General features: G+C 40.4%; 25 protein-coding genes and 1 tRNA gene. 25 read left to right on the top strand and 1 reads right to left on the bottom strand.

The window, feature by feature from the left end:
• The first annotated feature begins 22 nt into the window (after positions 1 to 22).
• The 13 genes from H8S17_RS06835 to H8S17_RS06775 all read left to right on the top strand — a co-directional run bounded on the left by H8S17_RS06835 (position 23) and on the right by H8S17_RS06775 (position 12,954).
• Positions 23 to 1,324: an ABC transporter substrate-binding protein gene (locus H8S17_RS06835; protein ID WP_186866717.1), complete on the top strand. Its 1,302-nt coding sequence runs from the start codon at positions 23 to 25 to the stop codon at positions 1,322 to 1,324.
• Positions 1,325 to 1,435: 111 nt separating this feature from the next.
• Positions 1,436 to 2,191: an ABC transporter ATP-binding protein gene (locus H8S17_RS06830; RefSeq protein ID WP_186866716.1), complete on the top strand. Its 756-nt coding sequence runs from the start codon at positions 1,436 to 1,438 to the stop codon at positions 2,189 to 2,191.
• A complete protein-coding gene (locus H8S17_RS06825) occupies positions 2,184 to 2,879 on the top strand; it encodes an ABC transporter ATP-binding protein (RefSeq protein ID WP_186866715.1) in 696 nt (231 codons plus the stop codon). Before H8S17_RS06830 ends, H8S17_RS06825 begins: the two co-directional genes overlap by 8 nt.
• Before the next feature lie 12 nt (positions 2,880 to 2,891).
• Entirely contained in the window at positions 2,892 to 3,758 is an 867-nt protein-coding gene (locus H8S17_RS06820) for a branched-chain amino acid ABC transporter permease (RefSeq protein ID WP_186866714.1), read from the top strand.
• Between the two features lie 6 nt (positions 3,759 to 3,764).
• Positions 3,765 to 4,829 carry a branched-chain amino acid ABC transporter permease gene (locus H8S17_RS06815; protein WP_186866713.1) on the top strand — a complete coding sequence of 355 codons (1,065 nt, stop codon included), beginning with the start codon at positions 3,765 to 3,767 and terminating at the stop codon, positions 4,827 to 4,829.
• 3 nt (positions 4,830 to 4,832) lie between these two features.
• The gene (locus H8S17_RS06810; protein WP_186866712.1) at positions 4,833 to 6,263 is read left to right on the top strand and encodes an amidohydrolase; all 1,431 of its coding nucleotides are present in this window, start codon (positions 4,833 to 4,835) and stop codon (positions 6,261 to 6,263) included.
• A 13-nt stretch (positions 6,264 to 6,276) separates the two neighbouring features.
• Positions 6,277 to 7,674: an amidohydrolase gene (locus H8S17_RS06805; protein WP_186866711.1), complete on the top strand. Its 1,398-nt coding sequence runs from the start codon at positions 6,277 to 6,279 to the stop codon at positions 7,672 to 7,674.
• 19 nt (positions 7,675 to 7,693) lie between these two features.
• A complete protein-coding gene (locus H8S17_RS06800; protein WP_186866710.1) occupies positions 7,694 to 9,046 on the top strand; it encodes an aspartate aminotransferase family protein in 1,353 nt (450 codons plus the stop codon).
• Between the two features lie 57 nt (positions 9,047 to 9,103).
• Complete coding sequence (locus H8S17_RS06795) at positions 9,104 to 10,225, top strand: 4-hydroxybutyrate dehydrogenase (protein ID WP_330595658.1); 1,122 nt, start codon at positions 9,104 to 9,106, stop codon at positions 10,223 to 10,225.
• Between the two features lie 47 nt (positions 10,226 to 10,272).
• Positions 10,273 to 11,703, top strand: a complete 1,431-nt coding sequence (locus H8S17_RS06790) for an amidohydrolase (protein WP_186866709.1) — start codon at positions 10,273 to 10,275, stop codon at positions 11,701 to 11,703.
• Position 11,704: 1 nt separating this feature from the next.
• Positions 11,705 to 12,337 carry a cytidylate kinase-like family protein gene (locus H8S17_RS06785; protein WP_186866708.1) on the top strand — a complete coding sequence of 211 codons (633 nt, stop codon included), beginning with the start codon at positions 11,705 to 11,707 and terminating at the stop codon, positions 12,335 to 12,337.
• Position 12,338: 1 nt separating this feature from the next.
• The gene (locus H8S17_RS06780) at positions 12,339 to 12,818 is read left to right on the top strand and encodes an AEC family transporter (protein WP_186866707.1); all 480 of its coding nucleotides are present in this window, start codon (positions 12,339 to 12,341) and stop codon (positions 12,816 to 12,818) included.
• Between the two features lie 62 nt (positions 12,819 to 12,880).
• A tRNA-Met gene (locus H8S17_RS06775) sits at positions 12,881 to 12,954 on the top strand.
• A 42-nt stretch (positions 12,955 to 12,996) separates the two neighbouring features.
• Here H8S17_RS06775 and H8S17_RS06770 read toward each other — a convergent pair.
• Positions 12,997 to 13,476, bottom strand: coding sequence for a hypothetical protein (locus H8S17_RS06770; protein ID WP_186866706.1), 480 nt, complete (start codon positions 13,474 to 13,476; stop codon positions 12,997 to 12,999).
• Between H8S17_RS06770 and H8S17_RS06765 the strand changes: the two genes are divergently transcribed.
• The 12 genes from H8S17_RS06765 (at position 13,429) to H8S17_RS06715 (ending at position 19,018) form a co-directional block, all read left to right on the top strand.
• Positions 13,429 to 13,917 carry an aminotransferase class III-fold pyridoxal phosphate-dependent enzyme gene (locus tag H8S17_RS06765; RefSeq protein WP_330595670.1) on the top strand — a complete coding sequence of 163 codons (489 nt, stop codon included), beginning with the start codon at positions 13,429 to 13,431 and terminating at the stop codon, positions 13,915 to 13,917. The two genes, H8S17_RS06770 and H8S17_RS06765, sit on opposite strands and share 48 nt — an antisense overlap.
• Before the next feature lie 34 nt (positions 13,918 to 13,951).
• The gene (locus H8S17_RS06760) at positions 13,952 to 14,323 is read left to right on the top strand and encodes a nucleoside/nucleotide kinase family protein (protein ID WP_186866704.1); all 372 of its coding nucleotides are present in this window, start codon (positions 13,952 to 13,954) and stop codon (positions 14,321 to 14,323) included.
• Between the two features lie 134 nt (positions 14,324 to 14,457).
• Entirely contained in the window at positions 14,458 to 15,183 is a 726-nt protein-coding gene (locus H8S17_RS06755) for an NAD-dependent protein deacylase (RefSeq protein WP_186866703.1), read from the top strand.
• A gap of 33 nt (positions 15,184 to 15,216) precedes the next feature.
• On the top strand, positions 15,217 to 15,927 hold the full coding sequence (locus tag H8S17_RS06750; protein WP_243237995.1) for a peptidylprolyl isomerase: 711 nt from the start codon (positions 15,217 to 15,219) through the stop codon (positions 15,925 to 15,927).
• 26 nt (positions 15,928 to 15,953) lie between these two features.
• A complete protein-coding gene (locus tag H8S17_RS06745; RefSeq protein ID WP_207723381.1) occupies positions 15,954 to 16,145 on the top strand; it encodes a DUF951 domain-containing protein in 192 nt (63 codons plus the stop codon).
• A 90-nt stretch (positions 16,146 to 16,235) separates the two neighbouring features.
• Positions 16,236 to 16,526: a 30S ribosomal protein S6 gene (rpsF, locus tag H8S17_RS06740; protein ID WP_178050923.1), complete on the top strand. Its 291-nt coding sequence runs from the start codon at positions 16,236 to 16,238 to the stop codon at positions 16,524 to 16,526.
• Positions 16,527 to 16,545: 19 nt separating this feature from the next.
• On the top strand, positions 16,546 to 16,986 hold the full coding sequence (locus H8S17_RS06735) for a single-stranded DNA-binding protein (protein ID WP_178051200.1): 441 nt from the start codon (positions 16,546 to 16,548) through the stop codon (positions 16,984 to 16,986).
• A 38-nt stretch (positions 16,987 to 17,024) separates the two neighbouring features.
• Positions 17,025 to 17,285, top strand: a complete 261-nt coding sequence (rpsR, locus tag H8S17_RS06730; RefSeq protein ID WP_178051201.1) for a 30S ribosomal protein S18 — start codon at positions 17,025 to 17,027, stop codon at positions 17,283 to 17,285.
• Between the two features lie 460 nt (positions 17,286 to 17,745).
• Positions 17,746 to 17,928, top strand: a complete 183-nt coding sequence (locus H8S17_RS17230) for a DUF4417 domain-containing protein (RefSeq protein WP_408639429.1) — start codon at positions 17,746 to 17,748, stop codon at positions 17,926 to 17,928.
• The gene (locus H8S17_RS06725) at positions 17,867 to 18,151 is read left to right on the top strand and encodes a DUF4417 domain-containing protein (RefSeq protein ID WP_207723379.1); all 285 of its coding nucleotides are present in this window, start codon (positions 17,867 to 17,869) and stop codon (positions 18,149 to 18,151) included. Before H8S17_RS17230 ends, H8S17_RS06725 begins: the two co-directional genes overlap by 62 nt.
• Position 18,152: 1 nt before the next feature.
• Positions 18,153 to 18,599: an HNH/ENDO VII family nuclease gene (locus H8S17_RS06720; RefSeq protein WP_186866702.1), complete on the top strand. Its 447-nt coding sequence runs from the start codon at positions 18,153 to 18,155 to the stop codon at positions 18,597 to 18,599.
• The gene (locus H8S17_RS06715; protein ID WP_186866701.1) at positions 18,599 to 19,018 is read left to right on the top strand and encodes an SMI1/KNR4 family protein; all 420 of its coding nucleotides are present in this window, start codon (positions 18,599 to 18,601) and stop codon (positions 19,016 to 19,018) included. The genes H8S17_RS06720 and H8S17_RS06715 overlap by 1 nt, the downstream gene beginning before the upstream one ends.
• The last annotated feature ends 71 nt before the right edge of the window (positions 19,019 to 19,089 follow it).

Below are 19,089 nucleotides of genomic sequence, written 5' to 3'. Positions count from 1 at the left end.
TATCACGAAGGAGGACAACATTATGAAAAAGAAAATCTTATCCGCAGTATTAACGGTAGCTATGGTGGCGTCACTGATGGCAGGATGTGGAAGCAGTAAGGCAGATACATCTACCCAGACAACAGATGGCAGTGAAAGCACAGGTTCATCCGCATCGGGAGATACGATCAAGATCGGTGTATCTGGTCCTACAACAGGAAGTTCCGCAGAAGCCGGTACACACGTCAATACCGGAATCCAGATGGCAGTTGATGAAGTCAATGCAGATGGTGGTATTACCATTGATGGTAAAAAGAAACAGGTAGAAGTTGTATATTACGATACAGGTTCCGATGCACAGACCGGATTATCCAACTGTGAGAAGCTGATCACAAGCGATAAAGTAGATTTCCTTTTCTGTGAATCCTTTAACTCAGCAGTTGGTGTGGCAACAATGGAAATTGCTAAGAAATACGATATTCCGATGGCAACCTTAGAGCCGGTAAGTTCCGCTATTTCAGATAAGATTGTAGAAGACCCTGAAAGTTATAAACACTTCTTTAAGTTTGGCTGGGATTCAAATGTATACGGTGATGTATGTGCAGATACCGTATTGGACCTGATCGATAAAGGATCGATCAAAGCACCAAATAAAACCATCGCAATCTGTGGTGATGAAACCGATTATGGACGTTCTAATCTTGCGGCAGTTGTAGAAAAGATGGAAGCCGAAGGATATACCGTAGTGTCTGAAAACTACTGGGAGTTTGGAGCGACTGATCTATACTCCATTATTTCAGATATCAAAACAAAAAATGCAGACATCATTTTCTCCTGTTCCACAACACCGGCAACTGGTGTAGCACTGATCAAACAGCTTGCAGAAAACGGACTCAGTGATGTACCGCATATGGCAATTTACTTCCCATCACAGCCGGAATTTGTTGAGCAGATCGGAAGTCAGGCAGATGGTCTGATGTGGGCACCACTTTTAGTAGATGTTGAACATGACAAAACAAGTAAAGAATTTCAGGATAAGCTGACAGAGTACTGTGGTGAGAGCGTTACATTCGATTATATCGATGGTTATTCTGATATGTTAGTTGTATTAAAAGCAATGGAAGCAGCAGGATCCGTAGATGGAGATGCATTATCCGAAGCCTTACTTTCCGAAGATGGCTATGATACTTACAAAGGACATATCCAGTTCAATCCGGAAAACCATACAATCTACTGTGGCGAAGGTTATGTAGAAGTAAAAGCTGCACAGATCCAGGATGGCGCAAGTTACCAGATCTATCCGATAGAATCAGCACTTGCAGAATACAAACCAACACAGAAGTAATGAAAAATATGACAGTCTCTTTCATAACCCAGGGTATGCGCTTATTCTATGGGTTATGACCGGACTGCTAAAAATAGCTGCACATATTAAATCAGGCAGGAAGTGAGAAATATGGAAAATAAAGATTATATTTTAGAACTTGAAAATGTAAGCATGAAATTCGGAGGACTCTTAGCAGTCAATGAAGTATCTTTCAACTTAGAGAGAGGAAAGATCCTAGGTGTTATCGGTCCAAATGGTGCAGGAAAAACAACGATGTTCAATACCATTACAGGTTTCTATCAAGGCTATACAGGTACCGTAAAATTTAATGGTGCTTCTATGAATAAGAAAAAAGTAAATGAAAGATGCAAATTAGGGATTGCAAGAACATTTCAGGTAACAAGACCATTTGAAAAAAATACATTGTTAGAAAATGTAATGGTTGGATCATTTTATGGTCAGGCAAAAAAGCCGAAAATGAAAGAATGTGAAGAAGAAGCAGAAGAACTGCTTGAATTTGTAGGATTAGCAGATAAAAAAGATGAATATGCAATGAGTTTGAACGTTGCACAGCGAAAGAAATTAGAGTTAGCAAGAGCACTTTCAACAAAACCGTCATTACTCCTGTTAGATGAAGTGATCGGGGGACTGAATCCGACGGAAGTGTTAGAAATGATGGACGTGATCAAAGATATTAACGGACGGGGAGTCAGTATCCTGATGATTGAACATGTTATGAAGGCGATCACAGGAGTATCGGATTCCATGGTAGTTATCAATCATGGTCAGAAACTGATCGAAGGAAATCCCAAAGAAGTTATGAACGATCCTGAAGTAATTGAAGCTTACTTAGGATCTGCAGCGAGGAGGGATGTACATGCTTAAGATTAAGAATCTGAATGCTTTTTATGGAGATGTCCAGGTATTATATGATATCAATTTAGAAATCAAAGAAAAAGAGATCGTAACGATCCTTGGATCAAATGGTGCAGGAAAGACAACTTTAATGAAAACCATTTGTGGAATCGAAACCAGACGGACTGGTGAAATTGAATTTGAAAATGAGAGCCTGATGAAGGTTCCGGCATATAAATTAGTCACAAAAGGAATCACGCTTACCCCGGAAGGCAGACATCTGTTCCCGGAACTTACGGTCAAAGAAAACCTGATGCTTGGAGCGTATTCCACAAAAGATAAAAGCAATTATGAATGGATCTTAGAATTATTCCCGCGTTTGAAAGAACGTCTGAACCAGTATGCTGGTACCATGTCCGGTGGTGAACAGCAGCAGTGTGCGATCGCAAGGGCACTGATGTCAAATCCGAAGTTTTTAATGTTAGATGAACCTTCACTTGGTCTGGCTCCAAACATTGTAGATACCGTATTTGATATTATCAAAAAGATCAATAAAGAAAGAGGGATCACGATCGTAATTGTAGAACAGAATGCCAACATTGCCTTAAATGCAGCAGACAGAGGATATGTACTTGAAAATGGAGTAATCCGCATGAGCGGAGATGCAAAGGAAATGTTAGCAAGCTCTGAGATTCAGAAGTTATATTTGGGACTATAAGGAGATGAGAGTATGACAATATTTTTGCAGAATTTAATCAATGGAACGATCAGCGGATCTTATTATGCAGTACTTGGAGTAGGATTAACCGTTACATGGGGCGTACTAAAGATGATCAACGTAGCACATGGAGATTTCTATATGTTAGGAGCCTATTTCTTCTATACATTGTCAAAAATGCTAGGTATGCCGGTATTGATTTCGCTTTTGATCGCAGTAGCAGGAGTATTCCTCTGTGGTATGGTGATCGAACGTGTAGTATTAGCACCTTCACTTGGACGGGGAAAGTTTGGAGATACGCCATTTATCCTGACATTAGCCATCGGTATCATGCTGGAAAATATCGCACAGCTTGTCTGGGGCGAAACGAATGTAGGTGTTCCATATTTCAGTGATGCGATCTATGAGATCGGCGGTATCACCATGGCAGCACAGAGATTGATCGTGGCAGCAGTTGCGATCGTTACCCTGATCGTTGTGATGTATGTGATCAAAAAGACAAAATTCGGCTGGGCAATCTCAGCAACCGCACAGGATATATTCGCAGCAAACTTAATGGGAATCTGTACAAAACGTATTTATATGATCACTTTTGGTATCGCAGTTGCCCTTTGTGCAGTAGCAGGATGTCTGTTAGCACCGATTTATGGTATCAATCCATGGATGGGCGGTTCCATCCAGTTAAAATCTTTCGTTGTCTGTATCGTTGGCGGACTGGGAAGTATCGGTGGTTCGATTATAGCAGGTATCTTACTTGGTATCATCGAAAGTTTTTCCACACAGTTTTTAGGAAGCGGCTGGCAGAACGTTATCGCATATGCATTAGTGATCGTAATGTTCTGGGTAAAACCAACAGGATTATTCGGAAAGAAGGAGTGATGATAAATGAAAGAACGATTTATGAAATTTTTTGATAATAGTATAGGAAAAATAGGTATTTCGGCAGTTTTCTTTATCGTGCTGTTTATTTTTCCGATCATCTTACGGGGAAGCGGATATGGAAATGAATCTTATGTTGAAGGTGTCCTGATCTTATGTATGATGTGGGCAGCCATGACACTTAGCTGGAATCTTTTAATGGGATATATGGGAATCTGGTCATTGGCACAGCAGGTATTTTTTGGAATCGCAGCTTATACATCAGCAATGCTGAATTACTACTTCCATATGAGCCCATGGCTTGGATTCATCGTAGGACCGATCGCAGCGGCGGTTGTCGGACTCATCATAGCGATTCCGGTATTACGGTTAAAAGCAGCACCATACATTATTATCGCAACGATGTGTTTAGCAGAGATCATCCGTCTGGTATTTACAAACCTAGTAGATCTTACACGAGGCGAATTAGGATTCTGGATGATGGATTCCTTTCATGATATCGGTTCAATCAATTTCAACGGTGTAGATAAGATCCCTTACTATTATCTGATGTTTATCATCTTTGCTGTGATCGCTCTTGTATGCGGTATCCTTGCAAAAAGTTCTACAGGATTGGCAATGAAAGCGATCAGGGATTCACAGGAAGCAGCAGAGTCATTAGGAGTCGATCTGACAAAGACAAAGATCAAAGTATTCGTATTATCTGCTTATATGGCTGGATTCTGCGGAGTCTTCTATGCACATTATATGAAGATCCTTACACCTACAAATGTATTTGGTCAGTCTATGATGACAGAATTTATCGCAATGAACGTGTTAGGAGGCCTTGCAACTGTCAGAGGTCCGATCTTTGGAGCGTTCTTCATTACGATCATCATGGAGAGCTTACAGGGAATTGACGATTATAAACTTCTGATCTATGCGATCATCCTGATCATTACGACACTGATCATGCCGAATGGAATCTTAAACAGCAAAGCACAGTTTTTAAGCTGGAACAAAAAAATAAAAAAATTACTTCATAAAAATGCGGACAAGCAGCCCACGCAGATGGTGAAAGGAGATGCGTAATTTATGAAAGAGATCAGTGAATACAAAGAAGCGGTCGTTGAATGGATTGATGCAAACAAAGCAGAGTTTGAAAAAATATCACATCATCTGTTTGCACATCCGGAGTTAGGATTAGAGGAATATGAAAGTGCGAAACAGTTGACAGATGTATTGGAAAAATACGGATTTACGGTAGATAAAGGTGTATCCGGTATGCCGACAGCTTTTGTGGCATCCTATGGAAGTGGGAAGCCTGTGATCGGTTTTAATGCTGAATATGACTGTCTGCCGGGACTTTCCCAAAAAGCGGGTTCTCCAAAGAAAGAGCCTGTGATCGAGGGAGCACCGGGACAGGGATGTGGTCACTGTATTTTAGGAACTGCTGAAGTGTTAGGAGCGATCGCATTAAGCCAGATTATGAGAAACGAAGGAATCACCGGAACAATCAAGATCTTTGGTTCTCCGGCAGAAGAAATCTGTGTCGGCAAACCATTTATGGCAAAAGATGGGTTCTATGATGGCGTAGACTGCTTTTTAGACTGGCATCCATTTTATTATAATAAAGCACATTATGATACCTGCGGTGCATATTTTAGTATCAAATATCACTGGAAAGGCAGACAGGCACATGGAAATGCTCCATGGAATGGAAGAAGTTCCTTAGATGCAGCATTATTAGCCGGACAGGGAATTGAAATGTTAAGAGAGCATTATGAACCGGCAGCCGCTGACAGAGGAAATACGATCAACTATACATTTTCCCATGTGGGACCGGAGATCGCAAATGTCGTTCCGGCAGATACTACGATGTGGGTGGTAGGACGGTTTACCACTTCAGAACTGATGAAAGATGTCATTGAACGTGTTGACCGCTGTGTTGAAGCAGGAGCTATGGCAACCGAAACAACATTTGAAAAGGAAATCTTATGTGAAACACATGAGAAAATACCAAATAAAGTATTATCAAAGATGATCTATGACAATTTTGCGGAATTAGGAGCACCTGATTTTACACCGGAGGAACAGGAACTTGCAAAAGAAATGCAGAAAAATGATGGCGTGGAAGTCAAGGGCTTAGATACAGAACTTATGGAGTTTGGAACAAGTGGAACCGTACTGTGTGATACATCTGAATTTTCATGGTGTGCACCGTATGCGACCTTCTGGATGACAGCAGCACCGGAAGGCGGCTGGCATAACTGGAAAGTAGCAAGCTGTGTGGGAAGTTCGATTGGAGATAAAACGCTCATTCAGGCAGGAAAACTGATGGCATTCAATGGTCTGACTGCGATGATGACACCTTCTATTTTAGAGGAAGCAGCAAAGGAATGGAAGGAAAGAATGAACGGACGGGTTTATGAGTGTCTGATTCCTGATGATGTAAGTCCTTGTCATGGAATCAATACAAAGACAATGGAGAAATATCGAAAATTATATCCCGAAATTGAGGAGTAGGAGGTAGAGTTTCATGGATGCGTTAAAGAAAGAAGCCTTAGAACATATAGAAGAACATAAAGAGGAATTTATAGCACTGGCAAAGGAAATCTGGGAAAACCCGGAACTGGCACTTGAAGAACAGTATGCATCTTCCCTGTTGGCACATACCCTGGAAAAATATGACTTTAGTGTCACAAGAAATGTTGCTGATATGCAAACAGCATTCGTGGCGACTTTTGGCAGCGGACATCCGGTCATAGGAATGAGCGTTGAATATGACTGCCTGCCCGGACTTTCACAGAAGGCCGATACACCATATCCTGATCCGGTAAAAGAAGGAGCACCGGGACATGGCTGTGGACATAATCTTTTAGGAACAGCGGCAGTACTTGCAGCAGTTTCATTAAAAGAGGTCATGGAAAAAAATGAAATCGAAGGAACCATAAAAGTCTTTGGAACACCGGCAGAAGAAATCTGTGTCGGAAAACCATTTATGGCAAAAGCAGGTCTGTTTGATGATTTGGACTATGTACTCGACTGGCATCCGAGCTTTGAGAATGGAGCAGATGAAGATGTATGTAATGCCTTTTTCAATGTCCGCTATCACTATAAAGGAAGACAGGCACATGGAAATTCACCATGGTTTGGAAGAAGCGCCCTAGATGGTGCGATATGGACTTCCCATGCGATCGAATTTTTGCGGGAGCATATCAAACCGGCAGAGGCAAGCAGGGCAAATACGATCAATTATACCTTTAATGATGCGGGACCTGAAATCCCGAATGTCGTTCCGGATCATGCGTCTTTATGGGTAGTCGGACGGTTTACAGACAGTGCAGAGATGTCAGATGTTATGAAACGGGTGGATGCTTGTGCAAAAGCAGGAGCGTTAGCTTCCGGTACAGAGATAGAAAAAGAATTTATTTCTGCTTCAAGGGAAAAGATCCCGAATGCGGCATTGACAAAAGTAATCGAGGATAACATGAAGCTGCTGCCACCGATAACTTATACCGAAGAAGAAATTGCAATGGTAAAAGAAATGCAGAAATTTGAAGGATTAGAAGAAAGTGGACTGCCGACCGGTATCATTCCAACCAGAAAATGCGGCTGTGGCGTGACCGATATGGCAGAGTACAGCTGGAAAGCACCGACAGCAAATTTCCGTGTCGTTACAGCACCACAAGGCGGCTGGCATAACTGGAAAGTAGCAGCCTGTGCAGGTGGAAGCATTGGATTTAAAGGTATGGTACAGGCGGCAAAGATATTAGCAGTATCAAATATTGAAGTCATCAAAACCCCAGCTATTTTAGAACAGGCAGCAAAAGAGTTTGAAGAACAGATCAAAGATAAAGAATATGTGACATTGATCCCGGATGGCACTCTGCCACCACAGGGAATTTATAAAGCAACAATGGAAGAATATAAATAAGAGGCAGGAGGAGACGATTATGTTAAGAGAAGAATTACCAAAGATCATTACAGACACATTACCGGGACCAAAAGCAAGTGAGATCATCGAAAGAAGAAAGAAAGCAACACCGTCAGCGATCCGCTGCGTTTATCCATGTGTGATCAAACGCGGAGAAGGTGCAATGATCGAGGATGTAGATGGAAACTACTTCCTTGACTGGGTTGGAGGAGTCGGTGTTTTAAATATGGGCTATTCAAAACCGGAAGTTGTTGAAGCAGTTACCGAACAGGCACAGAGATTTTTTCATTCTATGTTTAACATTACAACACATGAAGGTTATGTTGCATTAGCAGAAAAAATGAATGAGATCGCACCAGTCAAAGGAGAAGTAAAAAAGACTTTCTTTACAAATTCAGGTGCAGAAGCAGATGAAAATGCTGTTAAGATCGCAAAAGCATTTACAAAACGCCCGAATATCATTGTATTTACAGGAGCATTCCATGGTAGAACAGCACTTACCATGGCGATGACAAGTAAGAAATCCTATGCAGTAGGAATGGGACCATTCCCAGACGGTGTATACCGTGCACCATATCCATATCTGTACCGGAAACCGGAAGGAATGACAGAGGAAGAAGCAATCAACTTTTATCTTAAAAAATTAAATGATGTGTTTGAAGAAGCATCTCCGGCAGAATATGTAGCAGCAATCGTACTTGAGCCGTTACAGGGTGAAGGCGGATTCATTCCGGCACCGATCGAATGGGTAAAAGCAGTCCGTAAGATCTGTGATGAAAAAGGCATCATGCTCGTTGTAGATGAAGTGCAGAGTGGTTTCTGCCGTACCGGAAAAATGTTTGCCTCCTGTTACTGGGCAGAAGCAGGCTGTGCACCGGATATCCTTGCAACTGCAAAATCAATCGCAGCCGGAGTTCCGCTTTCTGCGATCGTAGCAAGAGAGGAGATCATGGAATCCGTACCGGGTGGTGTCATCGGTGGTACATTCGGTGGAAATGCTTTAGCATGTGCATCCGCATTAAAAGTTATTGATATCATGGAAAAAGAAGATTTTGCAGGAAAAGCAATGACGATCGGAAATAAACTGCGTGACCGTTTCAATGGACTAAAAGAAGAACTTCCGGTGATCGGTGATATCAGAGGACTTGGAGCCATGATCGGTATTGAATTTGTAAAAGATCCGGTTACAAAAGAGCCAAATACAGAATTAGTCACAAAACTTGTTCAGTATTGCGCAAACCATGGATTATTGATTGAAAATGCAGGTACTTATTTAAACGTTGTCCGTTTCTTAGCTCCATTAGTCATTACTGATGAGCAGTTAGAAGCTGGCATGAAGATCTTAGAAGATGGTATCCGTGAACTTTCATAATTGCGTAATAATGGAGTGATCGGGATATATCATATCATATAGAAGGAGATAACAACTATGATGAGTCAGTTTCGGGTAAAACCAACATTATGCCAAATAGACAGTTGTAAAGCGTTCTGTGAGCAGTTTGAAGTCGGAAAAGGAGATCTGATCCTTACCAACCCGACCTATTTTGAAGGATTTTTTGATGGTTGTGCAGATGGTGCGACCGTAGTTTTTCTTAAGAAATATGGAAAAGGAGAACCGACGGATCTTATGGTAGAAGCACTCTATCAGGATATTAAGGATTTAGAATACAAAAGAGTCATTGCAATCGGCGGTGGAAGTATCATTGATATTGCGAAGATCATCGCACAGGAAACGATCTCTCCGGTAGTCGATCTGTTTGAAAAGAAGATTCCGACGAAAAAGACAAAAGAGCTGATCATTATACCGACGACCTGTGGAACCGGAAGTGAGGTTACAAGTGTATCGGTCATCGAATTAACCGTCAGAGGGACAAAGTTAGGTTTGCAGACCGATGAGGAATTTGCAGATTATGCAGTTTTGATACCGGAATTATTAGAAAAACTGCCGTTCCGGTTTTTTGCAACAAGTTCGATCGATGCACTGATCCATGCGATCGAGTCTTACTTATCACCAAAGGCAAATCCATTTACAGAGATGTTTTCCGTTGAAGCGATCAAATTGATCTTACATGGATATCAGGAGATCGTAGCACATGGGGAAGCAGCCAGAAATGAGCATATCAAAGAATTTTTATTAGCAAGCACGTATGCTGGGATTGCATTTGGCAATGCAGGCTGTGCAGCAGTACATGCAATGAGCATGCCGTTTTCAGGAACATACCATGTACCGCATGGCGAAGCAAACTATGTTGTGTTTACCGAAGTATTTAAGGTATATAACCGGTTAGCACCGGATGGAAAGATCCGTATACTAAATGAACTTTTAACATCGATCGTCGGTGGAGACGGTTCTGATGTATACGAACGTTTAGAAACGTTATTATCGGCAATCTTACCGAAAAAAACGTTAAAGGAATATGGCGTAAAAGAAGAAGAACTTGCCGTATTTACCGAAAATGTTATGACAAAGCAGGGCAGACTTACCGCAAATAATTATACACCGCTGTCAAAAGAGGAGGTATATGGTATATATCAGAACCTGTATGGGTAGGGTATAAATAGTTATATTTCTATAATTGTAAGATGGGAGATGAGCTTATGGGTAATCATGGGATCAAGGCATATATCCTGCAATGGATCGAAGAACATAAACAGGAAATACATGAATTATCTGATTTTATGTGGGAACATCCGGAGTTAGGATTAGAAGAATATGAAGCATCAAATCGAATGACAGAAATACTTCGAAAGTATGATTTTTCCGTAAAAACCGGTGTCGGAGGACTGCCGACAGCCTTCGTGGCAGAATACGGAGAAGGCAGACCGGTCATAGGCATCAATGTGGAGTATGACTGTCTGCCGGGGCTCTCCCAGAAAAAAGATTCCTGTCAGATCGATCCGGTCATCAAAGGGGCACCGGGACAGGGCTGCGGACATAATATCCTAGGACCGGCAGCTCTCATGGCCGGACTTGCCTTAAGTGCCGGAATGAAGCAGTTTGGCATGAAAGGAACCATCAAGTTATTTGGTTCTCCATACGAAGAAGCGAGCGTCGGAAAACCGGTTGTTGGAAAAACAGGAAGTTATAAAGACGTTGACTGCTTTTTTGACTGGCATCCATGGAGTGATAATATGGCAGATTATGATATCTGTAATTCTGTTTTTATCGTGCAGTATTCCTTTGAAGGAAAGACCTGTCATGGAGCATCTCCATGGGAAGGAAGAAGTGCATTAGATGCCGGTATGCTGTTTGGACATGCGATCGAGATCTTGAGAGAGCATCTGATACCGAACGGTCCGGCAGCAGCCCACACCATCAATTATACCTTTACAGACACAGGCCCATCATTTGCCAATGTTGTACCCGATACGACAAGTATTATGCTGTATGGAAGATTTAATGACCTTGGTGTGGCACAGGATGCGTATAAACGGATTTCAAAATGTGCAAAAGGAGCCGCCATGGCAACAGAAACAACCGTGTCCGAAAGGCTTATTACCTTTACGCATCCGAAGCTTCCGAATAAAACACTTTCGAAAGTCGTTTATGATAACCTTGTAGAAATCGGAACACCAAAGTATTCCAAAGAGGAACAGGAATTTGTAAAACAGATCCAAAAAAATGCAAGACTTCCATCTGTAGGACTGCCAAGTGGTATCAAGCCATTTGGATTCAGTGAAACGATCATTACCGATGCATCGGAATTTTCATGGAATGCACCATATGCGAGTTTCCATCTGGCGATGGCACCATCGGGAAGCTGGCATAACTGGATGGTGACAGCATTAGCAGGCGGAAGTGTCGGAAAGAAATGTTTAGATCAGGCAGCTATGATCATGGCTGGTTCAGCAGTCGATGTGATGAACGATAAAGACATCTTAAATAAAGCACAACAGGAATGGAAGACGGTTATGAATGGAAGAACCTATGAAAGCCTGATCCCGGATGGTCATGAGCCGCCGATCGGAGAAAACAGAGAAATTATGGAACGGTATTTTCCTTTGAGAAAACAAAAAGGAGGGGAATGATATGAAAAATTATGTGATCACAATCGCCCGCGGATATGGATCGGGCGGAAAAGAAATTGCACAGAAACTCTCAGACAGGCTGGGAATCCCATGGTACGAAAGACAGATATTGACCATGGCATCCGAAGAAAGTGGGATTGCAGAAGGCTTATTTGCAGAATCAGATGAAAAATTAGTCGGACACAAATTTTCGATGCTTTTAGGCAGTATGCCGAATAAATATGTTGTAGATCCGAACAGTCCGAAGTTTGTAAAATCGGACAATCTGTTTCATATCCAGTCAGAACTGATCAAGAGTCTGGCACGAACAGAATCCTGCATTATTGTAGGTAAGGCTGCGAATATGGTCTTAAAAGATTTTGACAATGTCATCAGTGTGTACATAGAAGCACCAAGGAAGGCATGTGTCGAATCCATTACAAGAAAACTTGGAATATCTGAGAAAGAAGCGCATAAATTAATATCAGAAACAGATAAATACCGATATGATTATTATAAATACTATACACACGGAAAAGACTGGCGTGATCCGGTTGCCTATGATATGACGATCAATTCAGACAGAGTCGGCAGGGATAAGGCGGTAGATCTGATCTGTCAGTACCGTAAGATAAAATTTGGCGAGGACGCATAAAATGATCTTGTTAAAACAGATGATGATCTTTGGCATTATGATGGCAGCAGGCTATGTAATGGCAAGAAAAAATATACTTGATGAAAAAGCGGCAAAAGCCATCTCATGGCTGATCGTAAATATTGCAAATCCGGCACTGATCCTGTCAGGATGTATCGGAAATACCATCAGTAAGTCAGAGTTATTGTCTGTTTTAACAGCAGCCGTTGTGCTGTATGTGATACTGAAACTGCTTATGTTTTCTGCCATTCGTCTGTTGGTCATACCTTATATCATCATGCAGATCGTCTTTCGGATCACAGAGGATACGATGATGCAGATCGTTCTGTTTGTTGTTATGGCAACGCTGGCAGGTTCCATGGTATCTATGCTTGCCCAGCAGTATGATAAGGAATATCTGACTGCATCAAAAGTGATCGCAGTCACAACGGTCTTATCGGTATTCACGATGCCGGTGTTATCGGTTTTGCTGAAAATTTGACATTTACAAAAGAAAGGGCTATAATATCTTTTGCAGTTAAGAAATTGGTAATTCCATAATGACGCGGGGTGGAGCAGTCTGGAAGCTCGTCGGGCTCATAACCCGAAGGTCACAGGTTCAAATCCTGTCCCCGCAACTTAAAAATATCCATGCAATATGCATGGATATTTTTTGCTGTCTAGGGAATCTTTACAAGGACAGGTGTAAATCCTTTAACGATATCGACATAATAAGTGTCGAAATCAGACAGAAGTTTATGTTTGTACTCATCTAAATCTTCTACCTTTGCAGGGTGGATAAATTCTAATAGTTCTTTTACAAAGAAATCCAGTGTTTTATCGAGTGTGATCTCATCCATATCAGACTTGCGTGAGAGCCGGATCAGTTCCGATTTCATTCCGATCAAAAGAGCGGAAGTCATGATAAAGTATGCGGAATCTGTTGAGCTGTGGCTTGAAAAGCGGATATTACAGTCATAGTAAAGCTCTTTTACACTTTTAGAGGTTGCTTCTTCTGACATAGAAAGAGAAAATAATTCATAATAGCGGTCGTTTAATACCGCAGCTTTAAATTGAAACATCTGCATAAATAAATATTCGTATAAAGTTGCCTGCCGGTCATAGGGAATGACGATCAGAGAGCGTATATCATTGTTCACATTTTCAAAAATCTGCTGTGCAACACCGTTTTTAAAGAACATCTGTTATATGGAGATAAGCTGTATCCGGTTATCATAGATCCCAAATTTTTAAAAGGACTTCGTAAGTTGTGCGATGAAAAAGACATTATCCTGATCTTTGATGAAGTTCAATGTGGTATGGGACGGCTTGGTTCATTATTTGCACATGATCTCTATGGTGTGAAACCGGGTGAACATGGAAATACCTATGGAGCGAATCCACTTTGTATGGCTGCTGTGTGTGCAGTCTTTAAGATTTATGATAAGTTAGATCTGGTCGGCAATGTCAATAAAATGGCACCGGTACTAAAAGAGGGTATCTTAGACATGTGTAAAAAGCATCCAAAGACAGCTGCCGGACACCGGGGCATGGGATTGATGCAGGGGAATCGTAGTTACCGTCGACAGAGAGGCGTTTGAAAGAAAAGCATTTGACAAGGGACTATTGGTATGTATGGCAGGCGCAGATGTCATCCGGTTTGTTCCACCACTGACAATAACAGAAGATGATATCCATAAGGCAATGGATATGCATGGCATTAGGGTTTGCGGCTACATCCGTTGGAGTGACAGGATTTATATTAACGTATTTTGTAAATCTGTGGCTGAAGTCGTATGGATTTTTTGCAGCAACCTGTATAAGACAGATGCAGTCAAAATGATCACGGAAGTTGACAAGGCAAGAGATGCTTATCATAAAAAGTATGCAAAATTCCTTCCATCGGATATTGAACATAAGGATCTTTTGATTGACAGCTCGCTTTTAGGCGCAGAAGGAACAGCAAAAGTCATTGCGGGAATCGTAAGAGAAAAATTTAATGTGTAGATGATCTGGCACATCTTAAAATGAGGCATGAATAAAAAGGACAGGTTTTGGGTATTTTTTCTTCAAACCTGTCCTTTTTGCGTTGGATTCTGAAAATAATTGTGCTAAAATCAAAGTTAATGGAGGTGTGTGCAATGACAGATGAAATCAGACAATTTGTACAGTGGGTAAAAGATTCCAATAATATTGTGTTTTTTGGAGGTGCCGGTGTATCAACAGAGAGTGGGATACCGGATTTTCGAAGCGTGGATGGATTGTATCATCAGGAGTATGATTATCCGCCGGAAACGATCTTAAGCCATTCATTTTATATGGGAAATACCGCAGAGTTTTATCGCTTCTATAAGAATAAGATGCTGTATTTAGATGCAAAGCCGAATGCAGCACATAAGAAACTGGCAGAATTAGAAGCAGCAGGAAAATTAAAAGCGGTCATTACGCAGAATATTGACGGACTGCATCAGGCGGCAGGAAGTAAGAAGGTTTTAGAACTTCATGGAAGTGTACATAGAAACTACTGTCAGAAGTGTGGGAAATTCTTTGATGCAAAATATATTTTAAATAGCAAAGGAACACCAAAATGTGATGTCTGTGATGGAGAGATCAAACCCGATGTTGTATTATATGAAGAAGGTTTAGATGATGAAACGATGCGTCAGGCGATCTATTATATTTCACAGGCAGATATACTGATCATTGGTGGAACTTCACTTGCGGTATATCCGGCAGCAGGACTGATCGATTATTACTGCGGCAATAAGTTAGTGCTGATCAATAAATCAACAACACCATTAGACCGCAGGGCAGACCTTAAGATCGAAGGAAACATCGGAGAAATATTCTCACAGATTGAGCTATAAATCAGACAACATTATGAAGAAAAGGAAACAAAAATGAGTAAGAAAAAACAAAAGAAAGCACAGATGGATCCAAAAAAGAAGACGGCAATTTTAGTTGCAGTTGTTGCAGCAGTATTTTTACTGTGTGTAGGAATTATTATAGCAGTTACAAGATCAGAGGGAAGCACAGGTTCCGATAACACAGACCAGACGGCAAATGATGAGAGTACGGCAGATACAAAAGACACAGCAGAAAATGTGACAGCAGATGCATCTTATTACGCAGATATTGATGTAAAAGACTATGGAACGATCACCGTTGCATTAGATGCCAAACATGCACCAAAAACAGTAGAGAATTTTGTATCACTTGCAAAAAGCGGATTTTACGATGGACTGACATTCCACCGCATCATATCAGGGTTTATGATACAGGGTGGTGATCCAAACGGAGATGGAACCGGTGGTTCCGACCAGACGATCACAGGAGAATTTAAAAGCAATGGATTTGATAATCCGCTTTCCCACACCAGAGGAGCCATTTCCATGGCAAGATCGAGTGAATATGACAGTGCAAGTTCACAGTTTTTTATCGTGCATGAGGACAGTACATTTTTAGATGGGGAATATGCCGTATTCGGTTATGTGACAGAAGGCATGGATATCGTCGATGCGATCTGCAAGGATGCTGTTCCGACAGATAACAATGGAACGATTCCTGCAGCAGACCAGCCGGTCATTACCTCTATTACGATACGGGAATAAAATAAGTAAGAAAAGAGAGTGTGCATATGCAGTTTGAGATAGGAGATATTGTAAGATTAAAGAAAAAACATCCCTGTGGCAGTTTTGAATGGGAAGTACTGCGTGTCGGAGCTGATTTCCGCTTGAAATGTTTAGGATGTGGACATCAGATCATGATCGCAAGAAAATTAGTTGAAAAAAATGTAAAAGAAATTCGGAAACCGCTTGATTTAGAATAAAACTTGTGTTAATATTTACACTTGTGAAAAACTAATAATTCCTTGCTCTTTTTTAGAAAAGGGCCAGAGACCAAAAGGAGGTACAATTGCATGAACAAATATGAATTAGCACTTGTTGTTAATGCAAAAATCGAAGATGATGCCAGAACTGCTACAGTTGAGAAAGCGAAAGAGTATATCACTCGTTTCGGTGGAACTGTAACAGAAGTTGAGGACTGGGGTAAGAAAAGATTAGCTTACGAAGTCCAGAAAATGAGAGAAGGCTTCTATTATTTTATCCAGTTTGATGCAGACGCAACTGTTCCGGCACAGGTTGAGCAGAACGTTCGTATTATGGATAATGTTCTTCGTTTCTTATGCGTTAGAAAAGACGAGGCATAATTAGAAAAGAGGAAAATATATGAATAAGGTAATTCTTATGGGACGTCTGACAAGAGATCCTGAGGTTCGTTATTCCCAAGGTGAGCAGGCGACCGCAATAGCAAGATATACACTCGCAGTTGATCGAAGATTCCGTCGTGAAGGTGACCAGCAGACCGCTGATTTTATCGGATGTGTTGCATTTGGACGTCAGGGCGAATTCGCTGAGAAATATTTACGAAAAGGAACTAAGATTGCGATCACCGGCAGAATCCAGACCGGAAGTTATACAAATAAGGATGGACAGAAAGTCTATACAACAGATGTTGTTGTAGAGGAGCAGGAATTTGCAGAAAGTAAAGCTGCCAGTGAGGGAAACGGTGGATTTACACCGGCAGACAGACCATCACCAAGCGTAGCAGCAGGAGATGGCTTCATGAATATTCCGGATGGAATAGATGAAGAGTTACCGTTCAATTAACAGAATCGTTGATTCCAATTTAACAGGAGGTAATGAAAATGGCTTTTAATAAAGAGGGCAAAGAAGGCGGATCTTTCAAGAGAAGACCAATGCATAGAAGAAAAAAAGTTTGCGTTTTCTGCGGAAAAGATAACGTGATCGATTATAAAGATACAAACAAATTAAAGAGATACATCTCTGAGAGAGGAAAAATCCTTCCAAGAAGAATCACAGGAAACTGTGCAAAACATCAGAGAGCTCTTACAGTTGCTATTAAGAGAGCACGTCATATCGCTTTAATGCCATATGTAACAGATTAAGTTTTATTGAAATTAGATCAGTAAAAAATATTGACCAACTACCGCAATTCGGTAGTTGGTCTTTTTTGATAGCACGGATATTATGAAAAATTGGAGGCAGTAAGTAATAAAAAGTGGAATATATGGTGGTGTTGGTTATATCTTATATAAAATGTTGTTGTTCAAAATAATTTAACCTGAACAAAACATTTGACAAAATAATTGTATATATACAATATAATTGAAAGGATGGTTGACGATATGGGAAATGAAACATTTGCAAGTAGAATAAAGAAGCTAAGAGAGCAAATATTTTAGCAAACGAAATTCTGGTTGCGTCTAGGGATATAATTTCATTCCCAGTGCAAGTAAAAAAGGTTATAAAAGAATGGACTGATATACAAATTCGTTCGTTTGCTTAGGCAAAAGCATATGGAATCAACCATATAAATATTTGAAAATACTTAAAAGGTTTAAGGGCGTGATATCTCCGGATTTTAGTTTATATCGAAAAATGCCTTTGTGTATGCAGAAGTGGAGTACATATCAAGGTAGAGCTTTAGCACATTGGTGGAGCGAAAATGGTATGGAGGTTATTCCAAATGTCCGATTTGCTGACGAAAGAAGCTACGAATTTTGCTTTAGTGGGATTGAAAAAAATTAGTACTGTTTCTGTAGGTACTCATGGATGTATTAAGTGCAAGGAAGACAGAGAGTATTTTATTCATGGTTTAGCAGAAATGTATAAGCGTTTAACACCGCAAATTATTATTGTATATGGTTCTGCACCTGAAAGTATTTTCGGAAAATATAAAGAAAATGGTGTAAAGATTATTCAATTTGATAGTGAATTTTCCCAAACTCACCGGCAGCTGGAGGTGAGATAGTATGGGAACAGGAGCTGGATCGCATGATTTTGGCAATACCTATGGTGCTAGAAAAAGAATATTTACACCGATACAATTTAAAGGAAGTGTTAAAGTTAATGGAATGGAACGTGATGTGAGTAGAAGAGTATATCAACGAAATGATATAGATTTTAATTATTATGATTCAGAAAAGGGAATGACTAATCTTCAGAGGATGATGGAAGGATATGCTCCGATAGGAAAAGATGGAAAACCGATCGAACTTCATCATGTTTTACAAAAAGAAGCTGGACCAATGGTAGAAATACATGAATTGACACATCGGGAATATCAGAAACAATTACATGGACTTCGAGGATATGGTGAAAGTTTTAGAAATGATAAAACTTTAAGTCGTCAGTATAGTTCTTTTAGAAGGTTTTATTGGAAATGGCGTGCAAATGAATTTATTAGGAGGGTACAATAATGAACAGTGATTTGAGAAATTTAATTAACCAGTATGAAAATGAACATAGTTTTACTCATGTAACAGTATCGGACAAGTCTATTAACGAATTTGAAAAAAAACTAGGAGTTAAACTTCCTGAGCAGTATATTACATTTTTAAAAGAGTATGGGCATGGTGGAATTGCTGGAGTAGAGGTGATGGGAGTTGGACTGACAGGAAGAGCTATTTTTGTAGATGAAACACTTGATGCACGTAAATATGGTTTGCCTCAAAATTTTGTGATTATTGAGAATGTTGATGAATGGCAGAATTGTATTGACTGTAATACTGGAAAAATTGTATCTTGGGATCAAAGTGGTTATATTAAGGAAGAAAATGATTGTTTTGATGATTACTTAAAAGAGCAATTTGAGGAAGCATTAGAAAATTTAGATTAGTCATTAAGTGGAAAAACGTTATGAAGGGAGATTTTTGAAAGTAAAAAACAATGGATTTGTCAAGAAAATAA

The organism is Roseburia zhanii, from assembly GCF_014287635.1.
GTDB classification, from domain to species: domain Bacteria; phylum Bacillota; class Clostridia; order Lachnospirales; family Lachnospiraceae; genus Roseburia_B; species Roseburia_B zhanii.
Note: the sequence above shows the minus strand (reverse complement) of the source record. Positions and strands in the feature narration are given on the sequence as shown.